Below are 16969 nucleotides of genomic sequence, written 5' to 3' on the forward strand. Positions count from 1 at the left end.
ACGTGCGCTATTCACCAGAGGGGACGTCCACCGCGATCCCGTACAGGCGAGACACGCAAAGCCTGATCACCAGGCGCCGATCCGCGACCATGTTCTCAAGGAACGCGGCCTCGTCCTCCGGATGGTCAAAGAGCGGCTGCATACCAAGAAGCTCCCGTCCGGCCGCATCCCCGGGCACAGCGCTGACCGCCGAGAGCTCCGCCTCCCCCTCGGCCACGACGTAGGACATGAAGTCGCTGCTGGACACATACAGGGCGGTCCGGGGGTCTCTGCGCAGGTGACGTACCTTGAGCCGGTCCTCCGTCGTGCTGATTCGCGCGATGCGTTCTTTGGCATCCCACACATAGGCCACGGTGGAGAGCTGAGGATGACCGTTGCGCTTGTTCGTCGCCAGCGCACCCATCTGGTGAGCGCCTAACAGCTGCGCGAGCGCGTTATCCGAGAGAACCAGAGCCCCGGGCCCCCGGCCCGGCCCATAGGTGGCCTTCTCCGCCTCAGCCATATTTCCCATTTCCATATCTCGCCTTGGTGGATGAATTTATACCGAGGACAGCTCGCCGACGGTCCAGTTCCGAGTCAAGTGCCTGGCTTGTACGGGATCCCCGCGCCGGTTCAGGGAGGCTTTTTCATTCCGATGGCCAGCCCCCGTGGAACCCGCAAAAGCTCGCAGCGGAGTGATCCACCACCGCTCACCTCGGTCTGGAAACGACTCCGCACAGGTAGGTGGACTCCTCCAGCAGCTGCGGCGTCAGCGTGATCCCGGTGAGGCGCTCGGCCAGGAGGAACGCCGGCCCTTCGTAGGGGTCGGCGCCTGGGTAGACGGAGTCGATCCGCTCCATGGTCTCTGCGAGTTCGTCCGGCATCTCCTCTGAGTAGCCTTCCTCGTACGGGAACTCGAGCTGGATCCTTCCGTCTTCGATCCAGTGGGAATAGCCTTCCTGGTGCGCGAACTCGAACCGGATCTTTCCGTCTTCAATCCAGTAGAAGTGGTCGATCAGTTTGACTTCGAGGAAAAAGTGGGAGACGAGGCGGGTGCCCGCCGACAGCGGCATGGTGATCTCTTCGGTGATGCCGAGCCCGCCGAGGGCCTCGACGATGAGCACCCAGTCGCCGACGGCGACGGCACCGAAGAACAGGTTCTTCCCGTCGTAGCCGGAGTAGGCGGTCTTCGTCAGCTCATCAAGCGTCATGCGAGAGCAGTCTTCAACCCGGACGCCGAGCCGGGTCACCAGTTCCTCAGGCGTCAGGCCGCGGACGTAGGTGAAGCAGTAGGCATCCGCCAGCTCGGGGAAGCGCTCGCGGGAGAACCAGGAATAGTCATCAGGAGTCGCGATCATCCCGGCATGTTCGCAGCACCCACCGACACAATGAGCTCTCCTCATGGCGAATTGCTCCCATTTCTTATCGTCGGGTTCGCCCCTCGGGGCGTGGGCGCAGCAACCCGGTGATCTGCTCGGCGTCGGTGTACAACCGGATGCCGCACACTGTCATGAGCAGCCAGGACGGCTTCAACGCCTGGAACGCGTTCACCGAGGAGCTGCACGCCGACTGCCGCGCTCGTACCGGTCCGCTGTACGACCGTCGACTCCGTCGACGTCGCCCGTGACATGGACGTGCTGCGCGCCGCTTCCTGCTCAACTCGCTCCCGCCTTACGACCCCGCGGTGGTGAAGGCGGCCCTGAAGCGCCTGACCGGCTAGCCTGGCCGGACTTCGTCGCCGACTCTCAGCTCGCCGAGGTTCCTGGGCACCAGGCGGATGCCGAACCAGGTCTTTCCGTCCCAGCGGCGGTGTTTGGCCAGGGTTCTCAGGGGTTCCTTGCCGCGGTCCTGAGTGGCCGGGTCCCAGATGGTGGCGGCGCAGCGGTCGCACAACCCCGAGACGCGGAAGTCGATCTCGCCGATGCGGACCGACGTCCAGGCGTCCTCCGCGAAGGGTTCCGCGCCGTCGATGACGGCGTTGGGCCGGAAGCGGGCGACGTCGAGGGGGTCCGGGGGGTGCTCCTGGCGTTCCATGGCGCCTTCGGCGATCCAGTCGTCCAGGCGCTGGAGCGAACTCCTGGCGACGAGCAGGAGGGGTCCGTCCCAGAGACCGCCCTGTTCCTCGGTGATGGTCCGGCGTCTGGGGTCGTCCAGCCAGATGAGGCGGGCGGGCTTGCCGAGCAGGCGGGTGAACCATTCATGGGCGTCGGCGTGGGCGAGCACGGCTCGGTCGAGGTTGGAGCAACCTAGCGGGATCGCGTCGCCGGTGGCCGGGGGGACCTTGAGTTCGCCCATGCTCTTCGCCGACAGGCGAAGGCCGCCTTCGGGGGTTTCGGCGGCCGAAACCGAGAGAAGCTGGGGATGTTCGCCTACCCAGATCAGTTCTCCCAGCGGGTCCACCACGGCCCAGCGGCGGTCGCCTTCCAGACCCCAGGGGAGAACTTGGGCGGATGGGCGGGAGATGCCTTTGGTGGACTTGATGGAGTAAGTGCGGATCTCCGCTAGTTCCATTGGGCAAGGATAGGAGAAAGCGCTCTCTTGGGGTATGGGAGCGTGCCCACGGGGCGTCCGGAGCGGGGTATTGGGCCCCTCTGGGACGCGGGTTTCGCATGCTCTTCGATGAGGCGGCGGGGTCCGTTCGCCGGAAGCCCTGTAGCGGCTTCTGGTGAAACACTCATTGCGGGTGCCGTCGGAGGACGCGGCTTGGCACCTTCTCTCCAAGCGGGCCCGGCGGCATCGCCCAGGTCTGCCGCTTTCACTCACGACAGGCTCGGAGGTCTTGCCGGGCCGGAGAAGGGCAGCGATTTCGCGGGTTCCGTAAAAGTCGGCTCGGAGCCGCTTGTACGGGTCGCGGTCACCGGTGAACAGCGAAATCCCCGCGCCGGTTCAGGGGGTGGTACAAGGGACGCGCACTTTCAACCACCGGGTTGACCGATGGGCGATCTACGGCCTACCGTCCTTTAAACCATTGAGTTGAAACTAGGGGGATGACCACGGACACGCTGCCCCGAGTCTTCGCTGCCCTCGCGGATCCGACCCGGTGCGACATGGTGGCCCGGCTCGCCGAGGGCGACGCGACCGTGAGCCAGTTGGCCGAGCCGTACCGAATGACGCTGCAGGCCGTCTACAAGCACTTGCGGGTGCTTGAGGACGCCGGGCTCGTCAGCCGACCGCGAGGGCCGCAGCCCCGGCCGGTGCGCCTGGAGGTCCAGGCCCTCGACCTGATGGACACCTGGATCGAGCGCCACCGGGACCGCGTCGAGCAGCGCAACCGCCGCCTTGACGCCGTCCTGGCGGAGATGAACGGAGACGAACATGAACAGGATCACGGAGACAGCCATCGAAGCCGACCCGAGGCTGCCGGTCATCCGGATAACTCGTGACTTCGCGGCCACGCCCGAGCAGCTGTTCCGCGCACACACCGATCCCGCGTTGTTCGCCCGGTGGGTGGGCCCCAACACCACGGCCACCCGGATCGAGCACTGGGACGCGCGTACCGGCGGCAGTTGGCGGTACGTCTCGGTGCACGACGGCACGGAGTACGGGTTCCACGGCTGCTTCCACGAGGTACGGCCGGACCGTATCGTGCAGACCTTCACATTCGACGGCGATCCCGACGGAGTCGCACTGGAGACGTCGTGGTTCGAGGACCTGGGCGACGGCCGTACGCGGCTGCGGACACAGTCGCTGGTCGACAGCTTCGAAGGCCGCGATGCGTGGTTGCGCAGCGGTATGGAGGTCGGTGTCAACGAGGGTTACGCGAAGCTGGAGAGGATGTTCATCGATGGCACTGTCTGAGCGCCCAGCCGAGCGACACCTGCAGGTTGCCGGGCTGTTCACGGACCGGGTTCGCGGTACCAGGTTCTGGGACGCGCCGTCCCCGGTCGCCGGCTGGGCCGCTCGCGACGTCGTGCGTCACCTGACCGAATGGTTTCCCGGGTTTCTTGCCTCCGGTGCCGACATCGAACTGCCCTGCGGACCGTCGGTGGACGAGGACCCGGTCGCCGCGTGGCAGGTTCACTGCGACGGTGTGCAGGCGGTGTTGGACGATGCGGAGACGGCGCACCGGGAACTCGTCAATCCACACATCGGCAGCCTGCCTGTGGAGACCGCGATCGACCGGTTCTACACCGCCGACGTGTTCATGCACACCTGGGATCTCTCCAGGGCCACCGGCCAGGACGACCGGCTGGACCCCGACTTCTGTGCCCAACTCCTCGGTCCGATGGAGCAGATGGAGCAGGTTCTCCGCTCTTCCGGCCAGTACGGCGCCCGGGTCGAGGTACCCGACGGTGCGGATACCCAGACCAAACTGCTGGGTTTCATCGGCCGGGACCCGTTCTGGTCGGGGCGGTGAGCCGGACGCTGATCGCGGCGTGTCGGAGATCAAGAATGGGCGAGGTCTTTCCCTGTATCCCCGGATTCTGGGTGCGGAACGCTCGGGAGTACTTCGACGAGCTGGGGATAACCGGTCTCAGCGCGAAAAGGGTGGACGGTGGATCCAGGTGGACCAGCGCCAGAGCCATTGCAGGAGGCCCTGGCGATGGCGGCACAGCCAGAGCGTGGACACCAGCCACTGGGCCGGCGATCAGGAGCACCGTCGCCGAGGACCAGCCGTCCGGCGAGCCACCGCCGAGGCGGGCGGCCACCAGGACGAGGACCGTGGCGGACAGGTAGTTGGTCAGAGCCATCCGGCCCAGCGGCGCGAAAACCCGCTGAAGCGCCGAGCGAAGCGGCGTTCTGAGGGCGATCACCGATCACCCGCCGCCGTCCTCGTCGCGGCCCTGACCCTCGACCCGCACCTCGACCGGCAGGAGGCGAAGCGGGTGCGCTCATGATGGTGGTGGGGGTCGTCGCCCCCCGAGCGGGACAAGGAAAGGCCGGCTTCCTCATGAACATCGTCGAGTACGCCGACACCGTGTGGCAGGGCGGGGCCCCCGACAGCATCGTGCACGTGGGGCTCGCCGGGCAGGGCTTCGTGGAGGTCGTCGACGGAGTCGGCTTCCGCAGCGGCTTCGGCAACGTGATCGCGCTCCGGCAGGGCGGGGAGGTGACGCTGTTCGACACCGGCAACCCGTTCGACGCCGACCGGCTCCACGCCGACCTGCGGGCCTGGACCGACGAGCCGGTGAGCACGGCGATCTACTCCCACGGGCACATCGACCATGTCTCGGGGGTCGGGCCGCTCGACGCGGAGGCCGAGGCGGCGGGGCGGCCCCGGCCGATGGTGGTGGGGCACGAGGCGATCACCGCCCGGTTCGAGCGCTACGTGCTGACAGCGGGCTACAACGCCGTCATCAACCGGCGGCAGTTCCAGGCGCCCGACCTGACCTGGCCCACCGAGTACCGCTACCCCGACGTGACCTATCGCGACGAGCTGACGGCCGGCCACGTCGAGCTCTTCCACGCCAAGGGCGAGACCGACGACGCGAGCGTGGGCTGGATCCCCTCCCGGCGCATCCTGCTCCCCGGCGACCTGTTCATCTGGGTGACCCCCAACTGCGGCAACCCGCAGAAGGCGCAGCGCTACCCGCGCGAGTGGGCGATCGCGCTGCGCCGGATGGCCACGCTGCGGCCGGAGATCATGCTGCCCGGCCACGGCGCCCCGATCTTCGGCGCCGACCGGGTCGAGCAGGCGCTGACCGAGACCGCCGAGTGGCTGGAGTCCACGGTCGAGCGCACCCTGGGGATGCTCAACGAGGGCGCCCGGCTGGACGACATCGTGCGCGCGGTACAGCCGCCCGCTCATCTGGCGGAGCGGCCCTACCTGCGCCCGCACTACGACGAGCCGGAGTTCGTGGTCCGCAACATCTGGCGGCTGTACGGCGGCTGGTACGACGGCAACCCCGCCCGCCTCAAGCCCGCCCCCGACGCCGAGCTGGCCTCGGCGATCGCGGAGCTGGCCGGGGGCGCGGAAAAGCTGGCCGACGCCGCGCTCCGGGCGCTGGCAGGCGGAGACCAGCGGCTGGCGGGACACCTGGCGGAGATGGCCGTGCAGGCCGCGCCCGACGACGCGGCGCTGCACCGGGTCCGGGCCGAGGTGTACGCGACCAGAGCGGAGTCGGAGGCGTCCCTGATGTCGAAGGGTGTGTTCACCTGGGCGGCCGAGGAGTCCCGCAGGACCGCCGGAGAACTCTGACCGAGTTCGGTCCCGGAGGACGGAACATGTTACGGCTCCGACGGAGGTGGAGGATCAGATCTTCCGGGCCGAGCCAGTCGAGCGGGCTCACGGCACGGAGACGTGCCTGTCGTCCGGCGACGCCGGTGCCATCGGAGCGCGGAAGAACCGCGCGGCGCGGGCGTGCTGGGTCCGGGTCAGCAACCAGTAGACCGAGGCGCCGTCCGGCCACTGGGTGACCACCCGGCCACTCGCCGAGCGGAAGTAGTTCGGTGCCTGGGCGAACGAGCTGGCGTCCAGCCGGCGCTTCAACCACCGGTTCAACCGCCTGACCGCCTCGGGCCGGACCTCGACGGCCGAGGCCCCTCGGCGGCGCATCTCCCGCAGCGACCGGACCACGAACTTCGCCTGCTGCTCGAAGTTGAACACCGGGGCGTAGTAGTTGGTGTTGGGGCCGTACATCATGAAGAGGTTCGGCATCTCGTCCACCATGATCCCGAGGAACGCCATGGGGTCGTCGCCCCACTTCTCCCGCAGGTCACGCCCGCCGCGTCCGCGTACCTCCAGACTGCAGAGGAACTCGGCCGCGCGGAAGCCCGTCGCGGTGATCACGACGTCGAGTTCGTGCTCCCGGCCCGCGGCGTCCACCACCCCGGTCTCGGTCATCCGCTCCACCGCGTGGGGAACGAGGGTGACGTCGTCGCGGAGCAGGGTCGGGTAGAAGGTGGAGCTGTGGATCGCCCGCTTGCCCAGGTAGGCCGAGTTCGGTGTCAGCGCCGCCTTGAGGTCGGGGTGGTCGCCGAACACCTCTTCGAGGTAGTCCTGGCAGACCTTGACCGCCCGGGTGTCGACGGTCCCGCCGGGCCGGATGATCCGGCCACCGAGCCACTTGCGCTCCAGCTCCAGGAAGAGCCGCCACCGGATGAGCCGCCGCGTCACCGGGTGGCGCCGCCGGGCGCGTTCCTCCTCGGTGAACGGGAGCGAGACCTTCGGGTCCACCCAGGCCGGCTGGCGTTGGAACACCGTCAGGTGCCCGGCGCGGCCACCGAGCTCCGCGACGATCTGGGCGGACGTCGAGCCGGTGCCGACCACCCCCACCCGGCGTCCGTCGAGCGCCACGTCGGGGCGCCACCGCGCGGTGTGGAAGATGTCGCCGGTGAACAGCTCGCGGCCGGGCCAGGCGGGCTCGTTCGGGACGTTCAGCAGCCCGACTGCGGTCACCACGGCGGTGAAACGCCGCACCTCCCCGGTGTCGAGGTGCACGGCCCACTGCTGGCCGTCCTCCTCCCAGACCAGCCGCCGGACGGTGCGGCCGAACCGGAAGTGCGCCCTGAGGTCGAATCGGTCGGCCACGTGCTCAAGGTAGGACTGCAGCTCCGCCTGGCCGGGGTAGGACCGTGACCAGTCGTACGGGGCGAATGAGAACGAGTACATCGGGGCCGGCGTGTCGACCTCGGCACCGGGGAAACGGTTGACCCGCCAGGTGCCGCCGGGCCCGTCCTCGGTCTCGAACACGGTGAACGAATACCCGTGCCGCTTCAGCTGGTGGGCCGCCGCGAGTCCGGCGAACCCACCGCCGATCACGGCCACAGAGGGCATGGCTCCGCCCGTCGATGGCATGACTGCTTCTCTCTGTCGAGTTCGTGCCGGGGCACGATGGTGTGCGGCGCTCGCGGGCGCCGGGGCTAGAGGACCTTGCTGAGGAAGTCGCGGGTGCTCGGGTGCTCGGCCTCGCCGGACAGCCGGCTGGACGGACCCTCCTCGACGATGCGGCCGTCCTCCATGAACACGAACCGGTCGCAGACCTCGCGGGCGAATCCGATCTCGTGGGTGACGATGATGGTGGTCATCCCGTCGAGCACCAGGCCGCGGATGACCTGCAGCACCTCGTTGACCATCTCGGGGTCGAGCGCCGAGGTCGGTTCGTCGAAGAGCAGCACCTGGGGCTTCATGGCCAGGGCGCGGGCGATCGCGACGCGTTGCTGCTGACCGCCGGAGAGCTGGGCCGGGTAGGCGTCGGCCTTCTCGGCCAGGCCGACCCGGTCGAGCAGCTCGTGCGCGTCACGGCGCGCCTCGTCGGCCGGGCGGCGCAGCACCCGGATGGGCGCCTCGACCACGTTCTCCAGCACGGTCTTGTGCGAGAACAGGTTGAACTGCTGGAACACCATGCCGAGGCGCTGGCGCTGCCTGGCCTCCCGCTTCGCCGACAGCCGGTGGATCTTGCCGCCGCGCTCCTCGTAGCCGAGCAGTTCGCCGTCCAGCATGACCACTCCCGAGTCGGTGCGCTCAAGCAGGTTGAGGCAGCGTAGGAAGGTGCTCTTGCCGCTGCCGGAGCGGCCGAGCAGGCAGACCGCCTCCCCCTGGTGGACGTCCAGCGACACGTCGTGCAGGACCGTGTGCTGGCCAAAGGACTTGCGCACGTGCAGCGCGCTGATCAGCGGTGTCGTCATGGCTGGGCCCTCACTCGTCCGGCGCGGCGCGTCGTCGTGGCGGTGCTCCGGCCGAGCACGCGCTCCAGGTAGTACTGGCCGACCGACAGCACGCTGACGAGGATCATGTACCAGATGGTCGCCACCATGAGCAGCGGGACGACCTCGAACGTGCGGTTGTAGATCTGCTGGACGCTGTAGAGCAGGTCCGAGACCGAGATGAAGGCGACGAGCGAGGTGGCCTTCATCAGGTTGATGAGGTCGTTGCTCACCGGCGGCACCGCGATCTTCATCGCCTGGGGGAAGACGATGCGGCGGAAGATGTCGAACGGCGTCATGCCCAGGGCGAGCGCCGCCTCGCGCTGCCCCTTGGGGACCGCCAGCAGCGAGGAGCGGATGATCTCCGAGGTGTAGGCGGCCTGCTGGAGGCCGAAGGCCAGCACCGCCGACCAGTAGGCGGTCATCAGGTTGCGCGTCTGCAGCGCGAACAGGTCGCCGCCAAAGGGGTTGGGCAGGCTGAACGTCGGATAGATCAGCGAGATGTTGAACCAGAGGATGAGCAGGACCAGCAGCGGGATGGACCGGAAGAACCAGACGTAGGTCCCGCTGACCGCGCGCAGCACCGGATTCGCCGAGAGCCGCATGTTCGCGATGACCACCGAGACCACCAGGGCCAGCCCCATCGACAGGGCGGTCAGCGTGATGGTGTTGAGCAGGCCGTTCAGCACCCGCTCGGAGAAGAAGTAGTCGGCCACGGTGGCCCACTCGAAGGCGGGGTTGCGGGCGACGCTGACCGCGAGACCGGCGACCGCGACCACCATCAGCACCGCGACGGTCAGCCGGCCGAGGTGGAGCGGGCGCCCGTGCGGGAGCCGCGAGATCTCCTCCATCCGCCGGCGCCAGTCCGCCGCCGCCCCGCCTGGCCCGTCCGGCCCGGCCTGGCCGGTGGGTACGGCGCTCACGCCGGCCCCACCTGTCCGGATCTCACTCATGCGTTCGGTTCTGGGTTGATCACCGAGGTGGTGATCGCCATGTTCTCGGTGCCGTACCTGGCGAGGATCTCGGCGTAGCTGCCCTTCTTGATCAGCGCCTCGGTGGCCTGCTGCAACTTGGCCGCCATACCGTCACCCTTCATCGAGGCGAACCCGATGTCGATCGCCTGGTACGTCGGCCCGGTGATCTTCCACACGCCGGGTTCGGTGCGCGTCTGGTAGCCCAGGCCGCTGGCGGTGGCCGTGGAGGTGTCGGCCCGGCCGCTCTTGACCGCGAGGTCGGCGGTCGCCTGGTCGGCGAAGGTCTGCACGTCGATGGGCTTCTTTCCGGCGGCCTCGCACTTCCCGGACTGGTCCTGGAGGGCCGAGACCGGGCTCGAACCCGCGGTCACCGCGACGGAGAGCCCGCACAGGTCGTCGAGTGAGTCACCGATGGCGATGCCGTCGGCCTTGACCCGGAAGCCGTAGCTCTCGACGAGGGTGGTGGCGAAGTCGAACTTCTCCAGCCGCTCGGCCGTGACGTCGGCGCCCGGCACCCAGGCGTAGGTGCCGCGCTGCAGGCCCAGGAGTGAGTTCTCGAACGACGCCTGCTCGTTCTTGACGGTCACCCCCATCTCCTCGCCGAGCGCGGTGGACAGGTCCGGCAGCAGGCCGACGAGCTTGCCGCCCTCGTCCAGGAAGCTGTACGGCGGGACGCCGATCTGCTGGGGGATGGTGTAGACCTGCGAGCCGGAGCCGGAGCCGGCGTCGGGGCCGGACGCGGAATCGCTTGAGGAACTGCCACACGCTGAGAGGACGGCGGCGCCGAGCACGCCTGCGGCGACAACGCGGAGGGCGCGCCGGGTGCGAACCAACGTCATGTCGGTCCTCCTGATTCCTGGGTTCCGGCCGGTCGGCCGTGGTGAGTGCTGTCACCCTAAAATGCCGAACGACCCAAGGGCTTTGTACGGCTCTCTATATTTTTGTCCAGTTCACTGGATACTCGGACAGGTAGGTTTCATCCAAATCACAACGTGCCGGAGTCCTGTGAAAACTAGGTACCCACGCTGGTCATCCACCCTGACCGAGCTCCTCGACGCGGTACGCGCCCCCTTCGTGTCGGCGGTCCACGCCCCCGAGGGGCTGGATGTTCCCATCGGCGGCTGCGTCGTCCTCGACCTGTCCGACGGGACGGACCTGCCCGATGACCACGAGCTGGACGGCGCCGTCGTGCTGCTCCTCGGCACCGGCGGGCCGGCGGCGGTCGAGGCGGTCGCCGACCTCGCCCGCCACCGGCCCGGGGCGCTCGTCGTGAAACTCGGGGACGTCGATCCGTGGTCGCTGCGCGACGTGCCGGTCCCGGTCCTCGGGGTCACCGACCGGGCGCCGTGGTGGCGCCTGATCGCCGCGGTCGAACGCTTCGGCCGGGAGTTCGAGGAGCGGTTCCCGCAGGGAGCCGGTCCCGCGCTCGGCGAGCACAACGACCTCTTCGGACTCGCCAAGGCGCTCGGCATGATGACCGGCACGCTGATCTCCATCGAGGACGTGCAGGGGCGGGTGCTCGCCTTCTCGCCCTACAGCGACCAGGCCGACGACATCCGGCGCCGCACCATCCTCGGGCGCGAACCCCCGGCCGGGCACATGGCGGAGCTCCAGGCCATGCGGGTCTACGACCGGCTGCGGCGTCCCCGTACCACGGTGACGCTGAACGAGAAGATCGGGTTCCGGCGCAGGCTCGGGGTCGGCATGCACGACCCTCGGTCCGGCGAGTACCTGGGCACCATCTGGGCGCAGGAGACGGGCCGGCCCTTCTCCCGGCAGACCGAGGAACACCTGGTCGCGGCATCGGTCTTCGCCGCGCGGCTCGTCGGCCAGAGCCGCCTCATCCACAGCATGGGCACCGAGTTCGTGCAGCGCATGCTCGCCCCCAACCCGCAGCGCGACGACGCCGGGTTCGTCCGGCAGCTGAGCCTCGACGCCCCCGAGGAGTTCGCCGTGGTGGCCTTCGAAGCGGTCGGCGACGCCGGCGCGCGCCAGTGGCTCTCCTCCACCGAGGCGGTGACGATGCTGACGGTGCACGCCCACTCCGTCCGCGACGAGTCGATGGTGGCCCCGGTCGGGCTGCGCCTGTACGCCGTCCTCCCTGGCCGGGTCGAGGTGGACCGCTACCTGAACTGGGCCCGGCGCACCCTGACGGCGTTCGAGCGGCACCGGGGGTCCACCTTCCGGGCGGCGATCGCCTCGTCCCTGTCGGTGCCGACCGTGGCCGCGGCCCGCGCGGAGGTCGACCGGGTGTGCGAGACCGTCGCGTACACGCCCGACCGGCCGGTGATCAGTCTCGACGGCCAGCTCACGGCGGTGCTGCTCTCCGAGGCGCTCACCACGCTGGGGGTGACGGATCTGCTGAGCGACGAGCGGTTCCGCCGTCTGGTCGAGTACGACCGGAGCCACCACAGCTGTCTCATCGAGACCATCGCCGCCTACCTCGGCACGTTCGGCGATGTGGGCGCCACGGCACGGACACTGCTCGTGCACCCCAACACCATCCGCTACCGGCTGACCCGGCTGGAGCAGGTGGGCGGCTACCGGCTCGACGACCCCGATGACCGGGTGGTGCTGGACCTGCAACTCCGGCTGTGGAACCGCGAGGGGCCGGGCACCACCTGATCCCTCCGCAGGTCCGCACGGTGCCGGACCCGCGACCGCGCCCCTCCGCACCACCGGATCGGCGCGGGTCAGGACGGTCGCTCGACCCGGCGCCAGGAGTCCGGCACCATGAGGGTCCTGGTGCCGATGACGTTTTCGGCGCGGCGGATCTGGTCGATCGACCGGTGCAGGTGCTGGAGGCTGTCGACCTGGCCGCTGACCACCGTGCGCGGAGCTGGAAAGCTCGTCACTCAGCCGTGGTGTGACGGTTCGGAGGTCAGGAAGCCGCGGATCCTGTCGGCGATGGCGGGGTAGTCGTCGGCGAACCAGATGAAATGGCTGCCTGCCCGGCTCTCGACGAGCTCGGCGCGAGGCAGGCGTGCCATCAGGGATTCGGCGTGCGCGAACGGTACGGCACCGTCGTTGCGGGTGGCGACGACCAGGGCCGGTTGGGTGACCTGCGCGGTCTCCTCGGCAGAGGCGCGCAGATCGTTGCGAAAGCCGTGGCCCGAGCGCATCAGCGAGAAGAGCGCGATCAGGGTCGCCCGGTCCCCAGGGGTGAGTGCGGCAAGGACCTCGCGCGCCGGTCGCGTGGACAGATCACCCAGCATCATCCGCAGCCCGAGGCCGGGGGCCAGGCGTAGCAGCGCGTGCACGGCACCCCAGGTCGCCCTCTCGGTGGCCGGGGGGAAGGCGATGTCCGCGGCCAGCCGGGTGCGGCGATCCGGCCACGGCAGGAAACCCAGTGCGCTCTGCAGGATGAGCCGCTCGACCAGATCAGGGTGCCGGGCGGCCATCGACACCGCGGTCCGCCCACCGGCCGACACCCCGACGACCGCGGCCACCCGCTCGATGCCCAGGTGACCGCAGAGGTCGCGGACCACATCGGCGAAGGCGGCCGGTGTCGCACCGGCCGACAGCGAGGTCCGGCCGTAACCGGGCCTGGACGGCACGAGCACGCTGACCTTGGACAGGTCGGCCATGTCCCGGGGGCCGGCGGTGTCGTAGCCGAAGGCTGCGAACTCCGGTGGGAGCAGTTCGGCTCTCCACGCGCCACCGGCGTGCAGATGGCCGTGCGCGCGCCGGCCGGCGACCTGGAGGAAGGACGCAGTCGAAGCCAACGTGCCGGAGCCATGACGCGTTCACGCTCCGGTCGGTGAAGCAGGGACGGCGCCCTCGCCTCCCCTGACGGGGACGGCCTAGAGGGGGCAGGCTTATTGCGACCTACTTGCAATAAACTGTCGGAGGCAGGAAGCCACCCCTCAGGAGGATGTTCATGAGCGTGATCGATCAGGAGCAGCCCACGGCCACACCCGAGGTGGTCCGGGCCTGGGTCGGCGGCTGGGCCGTTTCCCGTTCGGTGCGGCCCCCGGTCGAGGTGACCGGGGGATTCCGGCTGGATGTCGGGCTGCCCGGACATCGCGTCCGCTACGTGCTCTTCGACGTCGACCAGGTGGCCGAGCTGGCCCTGACCAGGACTGCCCCCGGCACCTGGATCAAGACCTCCGCGCCCGCCGAGCGGGTGGTGCCCCTGCTCACCCCGGCCTGGACCGTCGGCGAGCCGGAGTATCTGATGACCGTGCCGCTGCGCCGGGCCACCGCGCTCGCTCCGAACGGCTACACGCTGCACACCGCGACGGACGGCGGAGTCACGACCGTACGGATACACGACGCCGACGGAACGACGGCCGCGAGCGGCCGGATGGGAGTGGCCGGCCCGACAGCCGTGGCCGACCAGATCCTGACCGATCCGGCACACCGCCGCCGGGGCCTGGGCAGCGTCGTGATGACCGCGCTCGGCGACGCGGCCGCCGAGCAGGGCGCCACGACCGGAGTCCTGGGCGCCTCGCGGGACGGCCTCGCGCTCTACCGCGCCCTGGGATGGACCCTGTGCGAAGTGCTCACGCCCGCGTACATCCCCGAACCGGACCTGGCGGACGCGTAACGAGAGCCCCGCACGCCCCGCTTGAACCGGATACCGCATTGCGCGAGTCCGCCCTCAACGGCACCGATCACGCCGGCCACCGCGAGGTGGGCAGCATGATCCGCCGTTACGCTGCCTGGCGGAACCGCAACACCGGCGACTCCGCCTGCGCCGGATCGTCACGAGGGCGAACCTGGCCTGACACGGTACTGACTCCGGTACACCTCGGTGCTGAGGTACTTCAGTCCCGAGTCCACCAGCAGGGTGACGACCCTGGCGGCCGGCCCAAGGCGTTGTCCGGCCTGGATCGCGGCGAGGACGTTCGCCCCTGACGACGTTCCGGCGAACAGGCCCTCCTCCCGAGCCAGGCGCCTGGCCATCTCCTCCGCGTCGGCGGTGGGGATCGGAACGATCTCGTCTACCAGGGTGGGGTCCCACATGGGCGGGAGGTAACCGATGCCGATGCCTTCGATGCGGTGGGCGCCGGGCCGGCCTCCGGACAGCACGGCGGACTCGGCCGGTTCGACGGCAATGACCCGAAGCCCCGGATGGCCGCGCCGGAGAGGGGCCGCCGCCCCGCGCAGCGAGGCCGCCGTGCCGATCGACTGAACGAACGCGTCGATCCGCCCGCCTGACTGCTCCCAGATCTCCTCGCCCATCGGGTGATAGCCGGCGACGCTGTCGGCGTTGTTGAGCTGATCGGTCCAGTAGGTGCCCGGCCGGCGGCCGAACTCCCCGGCTTTCTCGATCATGCTCAGGATCAGCGCCTTCGTGATCAAACCCCCCTCACTGGGAATGATGGTGAGTTCCGCGCCGAACGCCGCCATCTGAAGGAGTTTGTCCGCACTGAACGCATCCGAACTGACGATCTGCAGCCGATATCCCTTCGCCGCGCAGACCAGGGCAAGGGAAGCACCTGTGCTGCCGCCCGTGTACTCGACAACGGTGTCGCCGGGCCTCAGCCGCCCGTCGCCTTCGGCCCTGGCGATCATCGCCTGCGCCATGCGGTCTTTCATGCTGCCTGTCGGGTTCTGGCCTTCGACCTTGACCAAGATCTCCGCACACCCGGGCGGCACGACCCTGCGCAGCCTCACCAGCGGCGTGTTTCCGATCGTCTGCAGTACGTCGCCACTGAGGCCCATGATGCCGCCGGTCCTTTCGATGCCCTCACTCATGACCTCGATCGTCGAGCCGACCACGCCACCACCACCAGTTCAACTTCTGAACCAGCGCCTCCGGCGCATGGTGCGTACCATGCACCAGTGAACGGATACGGGCAGTTCTGCGCGGTGGCACGCGCCCTGGAGCTTCTGGGCGAGCGGTGGACACTGCTGATCGTGCGAGAGTTGCTGCTGGGCGCGTCAACCTTCACCGGCATCCGCCGCGGCCTGCCTCGCATCCCGCGAGCGACGCTGTCCGCACGACTACGCGCACTGCGCGCCGCCGGCATCGTCGACGACGACTACCGGCTCACCGAGGCGGGCGCCGCCCTGGCTCCGGTGGTGCGGGAGCTGGCCCGATGGGCGGTCGCCACCGACAGCGCCGCCCTGACCGAGGACGATCTCGACACCGCCGCACTGACCTGGGACATGCAACGCCGGGTGGACGCCACCGCCCTGCCCGAGCGCACGGTCGTGCTCGCGATCGAGTTCACCGACCGCAGGCCGGCCGACAGCAGATACTGGCTGCACCTGTCCCGGACGAGCGTCAACCTGTGCCGGCAGGACACCGGGGCACCCGTCGACGTCTGGCTCACCGCCCCGACGGCAGCGGCGACCCGGTGGTGGCTCGGTGACCTGTCCTGGGCGCGACTGCTGCGACAGCAAGGAGTACGCGTGCACGGTGACCCGGCCCTGCGGCGCCAGATGCACCGCTGGTTCAAACGCTACGTGTTCACCCCGGAAGCCCTCGGCCTGAATCCAGGCTCTCCTTACCACTGATCGTTGTCGAGTCCGGTTGCCCGAACGGGCCGGGTGGGCGGACCCGCCCGCGTCACGCACCGCACGGCCGGTACGAAGGAGGGCCCGCCCTACCTCAGTACCTGTCTACGGTTGCTCGGCCTCCTTGGCCGCCCTGTATTCACGCTCGGCCACCGCACGTTCCGCCGCGCTGCCCTCGACGCAGAACTCGTTCCCGGCCGGATCCGCCATGACCACCCAGCCCCTCCCGTTCGGCTTGCGCCGGTCCTCGACGATGATCGCGCCGAGGGCCGACAGCCGCTCGACTTCCTGGTCCCGCGACCGATCCGGTTCCAGGTCGAGATGGAGCCTGTTCTTCAGCGACTTCTTCTCCGGCACGCGCACGAACAACAGGATCGGCTGACCGGCCGGCATCGCCAAGGCCACCTCGTCGTCACCCGGTTCGTCCACTGGATCAACCGGATGATCGAGCACCTTGCTCCAGAACTCTGCCAGCTCGTATGGTTCGTGCGGCTCCGCGCAGTCGAAAGTGATGTGTCGGATGATGGACGTCATGTGATCTCCTTGGGCATGGCCCGGCCATCCTGCCGAGGGGTGACTGAACCTCGTGCTCGGTGGCGGGGCTTCCCCCGAAACAGGGGCATCGGTTGTTGGGCGGCTTGCCGCCGCCACTTCCGGCGAGAGATCCACCGTGAGCTGGTCACATCCCGGCCACGACTCGAACCCGACCGGCTCACCGAGCGTCGCCGCCCACCACGAGCACGGAAGATTCCGCCGATGCTGAGAGAAACCGACGCACCGGGGGCACGCGCTCGAAACGAGCGTCTCACCTCACCGTCAGCGGTAGTCGGCGCTCACGAACCTCAGCCCCCGCACCCCCAGAAATCACAGACCAGACGCGGTGCCCTAATAGCGTCCCAAAACCATCAAACCATGGAAGATCACGAATGTAGAAGGCCACGCGGCAAGTACGGCGAGAGAAT

At 69.0% G+C, this 16969-nt stretch carries 20 protein-coding genes; 8 read left to right on the forward strand and 12 right to left on the reverse strand.

Annotated elements, in window-relative coordinates; genetic code table 11:
* Nucleotides 1-7 precede the first annotated feature (7 nt).
* The 3 genes from ACWD3H_RS00835 to ACWD3H_RS00845 form a co-directional block, all read right to left on the reverse strand.
* The gene (locus ACWD3H_RS00835; RefSeq protein WP_451953550.1) at nt 8-502 is read right to left on the reverse strand and encodes a TIGR03618 family F420-dependent PPOX class oxidoreductase; all 495 of its coding nucleotides are present in this window, start codon (nt 500-502) and stop codon (nt 8-10) included.
* A gap of 187 nt (nt 503-689) precedes the next feature.
* Nucleotides 690-1337, reverse strand: a complete 648-nt coding sequence (locus ACWD3H_RS00840; RefSeq protein WP_355547244.1) for a DUF6461 domain-containing protein — start codon at nt 1335-1337, stop codon at nt 690-692.
* A gap of 358 nt (nt 1338-1695) precedes the next feature.
* Nucleotides 1696-2490, reverse strand: a complete 795-nt coding sequence (locus ACWD3H_RS00845; RefSeq protein ID WP_451953551.1) for an MOSC domain-containing protein — start codon at nt 2488-2490, stop codon at nt 1696-1698.
* Between the two features lie 476 nt (nt 2491-2966).
* Here ACWD3H_RS00845 and ACWD3H_RS00850 point away from each other — a divergent pair, with 476 nt between their 5' ends.
* Genes ACWD3H_RS00850 through ACWD3H_RS00860 form a run of 3 tightly spaced genes read left to right on the forward strand, consistent with a single transcriptional unit; the run spans nt 2967 to nt 4336 of the window.
* Complete coding sequence (locus ACWD3H_RS00850; RefSeq protein WP_451953552.1) at nt 2967-3362, forward strand: ArsR/SmtB family transcription factor; 396 nt, start codon at nt 2967-2969, stop codon at nt 3360-3362.
* Nucleotides 3295-3777 carry an SRPBCC family protein gene (locus ACWD3H_RS00855; RefSeq protein ID WP_451953553.1) on the forward strand — a complete coding sequence of 161 codons (483 nt, stop codon included), beginning with the start codon at nt 3295-3297 and terminating at the stop codon, nt 3775-3777. Before ACWD3H_RS00850 ends, ACWD3H_RS00855 begins: the two co-directional genes overlap by 68 nt.
* Nucleotides 3764-4336 carry a maleylpyruvate isomerase family mycothiol-dependent enzyme gene (locus ACWD3H_RS00860; protein WP_451953554.1) on the forward strand — a complete coding sequence of 191 codons (573 nt, stop codon included), beginning with the start codon at nt 3764-3766 and terminating at the stop codon, nt 4334-4336. Before ACWD3H_RS00855 ends, ACWD3H_RS00860 begins: the two co-directional genes overlap by 14 nt.
* Here ACWD3H_RS00860 and ACWD3H_RS00865 read toward each other — a convergent pair.
* Complete coding sequence (locus tag ACWD3H_RS00865) at nt 4302-4670, reverse strand: hypothetical protein (RefSeq protein WP_451953760.1); 369 nt, start codon at nt 4668-4670, stop codon at nt 4302-4304. The two genes, ACWD3H_RS00860 and ACWD3H_RS00865, sit on opposite strands and share 35 nt — an antisense overlap.
* A 200-nt stretch (nt 4671-4870) precedes the next feature.
* Here ACWD3H_RS00865 and ACWD3H_RS00870 point away from each other — a divergent pair, with 200 nt between their 5' ends.
* Nucleotides 4871-6118 (forward strand): alkyl sulfatase dimerization domain-containing protein, encoded by a 1248-nt coding sequence (locus ACWD3H_RS00870; RefSeq protein WP_451953555.1) that lies wholly within the window; start codon nt 4871-4873, stop codon nt 6116-6118.
* Nucleotides 6119-6205: 87 nt separating this feature from the next.
* Here ACWD3H_RS00870 and ACWD3H_RS00875 read toward each other — a convergent pair whose 3' ends face one another.
* The 4 genes from ACWD3H_RS00875 to ACWD3H_RS00890 form a co-directional block, all read right to left on the reverse strand.
* Complete coding sequence (locus ACWD3H_RS00875) at nt 6206-7717, reverse strand: flavin-containing monooxygenase (RefSeq protein ID WP_451953556.1); 1512 nt, start codon at nt 7715-7717, stop codon at nt 6206-6208.
* Nucleotides 7718-7782: 65 nt separating this feature from the next.
* Complete coding sequence (locus ACWD3H_RS00880; RefSeq protein WP_350925526.1) at nt 7783-8547, reverse strand: amino acid ABC transporter ATP-binding protein; 765 nt, start codon at nt 8545-8547, stop codon at nt 7783-7785.
* Nucleotides 8544-9488 carry an amino acid ABC transporter permease gene (locus ACWD3H_RS00885; protein WP_451953557.1) on the reverse strand — a complete coding sequence of 315 codons (945 nt, stop codon included), beginning with the start codon at nt 9486-9488 and terminating at the stop codon, nt 8544-8546. The genes ACWD3H_RS00880 and ACWD3H_RS00885 overlap by 4 nt, the downstream gene beginning before the upstream one ends.
* A 26-nt stretch (nt 9489-9514) precedes the next feature.
* The gene (locus ACWD3H_RS00890; RefSeq protein WP_451953558.1) at nt 9515-10378 is read right to left on the reverse strand and encodes a transporter substrate-binding domain-containing protein; all 864 of its coding nucleotides are present in this window, start codon (nt 10376-10378) and stop codon (nt 9515-9517) included.
* Nucleotides 10379-10544: 166 nt separating this feature from the next.
* On the opposite strand from ACWD3H_RS00890, the gene ACWD3H_RS00895 reads away from it, so the two are divergent.
* On the forward strand, nt 10545-12164 hold the full coding sequence (locus tag ACWD3H_RS00895) for a PucR family transcriptional regulator (protein WP_451953559.1): 1620 nt from the start codon (nt 10545-10547) through the stop codon (nt 12162-12164).
* A gap of 68 nt (nt 12165-12232) precedes the next feature.
* Here the strand turns inward: ACWD3H_RS00895 and ACWD3H_RS00900 are convergent, their stop codons facing one another.
* Together ACWD3H_RS00900 and ACWD3H_RS00905 are read right to left on the reverse strand one after the other, a co-directional pair.
* Nucleotides 12233-12394 (reverse strand): hypothetical protein, encoded by a 162-nt coding sequence (locus ACWD3H_RS00900; RefSeq protein ID WP_451953560.1) that lies wholly within the window; start codon nt 12392-12394, stop codon nt 12233-12235.
* Entirely contained in the window at nt 12395-13264 is an 870-nt protein-coding gene (locus ACWD3H_RS00905; protein ID WP_451953561.1) for an alpha/beta fold hydrolase, read from the reverse strand.
* Nucleotides 13265-13419: 155 nt separating this feature from the next.
* On the opposite strand from ACWD3H_RS00905, the gene ACWD3H_RS00910 reads away from it, so the two are divergent.
* Nucleotides 13420-14088 (forward strand): GNAT family N-acetyltransferase, encoded by a 669-nt coding sequence (locus ACWD3H_RS00910; protein ID WP_451953562.1) that lies wholly within the window; start codon nt 13420-13422, stop codon nt 14086-14088.
* A 158-nt stretch (nt 14089-14246) separates the two neighbouring features.
* Here the strand turns inward: ACWD3H_RS00910 and ACWD3H_RS00915 are convergent, their stop codons facing one another.
* Nucleotides 14247-15209, reverse strand: coding sequence for a PLP-dependent cysteine synthase family protein (locus ACWD3H_RS00915; protein WP_451953761.1), 963 nt, complete (start codon nt 15207-15209; stop codon nt 14247-14249).
* Between ACWD3H_RS00915 and ACWD3H_RS00920 the strand changes: the two genes are divergently transcribed.
* Together ACWD3H_RS00920 and ACWD3H_RS00925 are read left to right on the forward strand one after the other, a co-directional pair.
* Complete coding sequence (locus ACWD3H_RS00920) at nt 15112-15333, forward strand: hypothetical protein (RefSeq protein ID WP_451953769.1); 222 nt, start codon at nt 15112-15114, stop codon at nt 15331-15333. The genes ACWD3H_RS00915 and ACWD3H_RS00920 overlap by 98 nt on opposite strands.
* Entirely contained in the window at nt 15330-16007 is a 678-nt protein-coding gene (locus tag ACWD3H_RS00925) for a winged helix-turn-helix transcriptional regulator (protein WP_451953563.1), read from the forward strand. The genes ACWD3H_RS00920 and ACWD3H_RS00925 overlap by 4 nt, the downstream gene beginning before the upstream one ends.
* Nucleotides 16008-16112: 105 nt before the next feature.
* On the opposite strand, the gene ACWD3H_RS00930 is transcribed toward ACWD3H_RS00925, so the two are convergent.
* A complete protein-coding gene (locus tag ACWD3H_RS00930; protein WP_451953564.1) occupies nt 16113-16541 on the reverse strand; it encodes a VOC family protein in 429 nt (142 codons plus the stop codon).
* Nucleotides 16542-16969: the final 428 nt, after the last annotated feature.

The organism is Streptosporangium sp. NPDC002607 (assembly GCF_053592655.1).

Bases quoted from the DNA above. Each gene is read 5' to 3' on its own strand.
- ACWD3H_RS00880 (WP_350925526.1), bottom strand. From the start codon at position 8,547: ATGACGACACCGCTGATCAGCGCGCTGCACGTGCGCAAGTCCTTTGGC.
- ACWD3H_RS00835 (WP_451953550.1), bottom strand. From the start codon at position 502: ATGGCTGAGGCGGAGAAGGCCACCTATGGGCCGGGCCGGGGGCCCGGG.
- ACWD3H_RS00870 (WP_451953555.1), top strand. From the start codon at position 4,871: ATGAACATCGTCGAGTACGCCGACACCGTGTGGCAGGGCGGGGCCCCC.
- ACWD3H_RS00890 (WP_451953558.1), bottom strand. From the start codon at position 10,378: ATGACGTTGGTTCGCACCCGGCGCGCCCTCCGCGTTGTCGCCGCAGGC.
- ACWD3H_RS00875 (WP_451953556.1), bottom strand. From the start codon at position 7,717: ATGCCATCGACGGGCGGAGCCATGCCCTCTGTGGCCGTGATCGGCGGT.
- ACWD3H_RS00930 (WP_451953564.1), bottom strand. From the start codon at position 16,541: ATGACGTCCATCATCCGACACATCACTTTCGACTGCGCGGAGCCGCAC.
- ACWD3H_RS00840 (WP_355547244.1), bottom strand. From the start codon at position 1,337: ATGATCGCGACTCCTGATGACTATTCCTGGTTCTCCCGCGAGCGCTTC.
- ACWD3H_RS00845 (WP_451953551.1), bottom strand. From the start codon at position 2,490: ATGGAACTAGCGGAGATCCGCACTTACTCCATCAAGTCCACCAAAGGC.
- ACWD3H_RS00865 (WP_451953760.1), bottom strand. From the start codon at position 4,670: ATGGCTCTGACCAACTACCTGTCCGCCACGGTCCTCGTCCTGGTGGCC.
- ACWD3H_RS00860 (WP_451953554.1), top strand. From the start codon at position 3,764: ATGGCACTGTCTGAGCGCCCAGCCGAGCGACACCTGCAGGTTGCCGGG.
- ACWD3H_RS00910 (WP_451953562.1), top strand. From the start codon at position 13,420: ATGAGCGTGATCGATCAGGAGCAGCCCACGGCCACACCCGAGGTGGTC.
- ACWD3H_RS00855 (WP_451953553.1), top strand. From the start codon at position 3,295: ATGAACAGGATCACGGAGACAGCCATCGAAGCCGACCCGAGGCTGCCG.
- ACWD3H_RS00850 (WP_451953552.1), top strand. From the start codon at position 2,967: ATGACCACGGACACGCTGCCCCGAGTCTTCGCTGCCCTCGCGGATCCG.
- ACWD3H_RS00915 (WP_451953761.1), bottom strand. From the start codon at position 15,209: ATGGGCCTCAGTGGCGACGTACTGCAGACGATCGGAAACACGCCGCTG.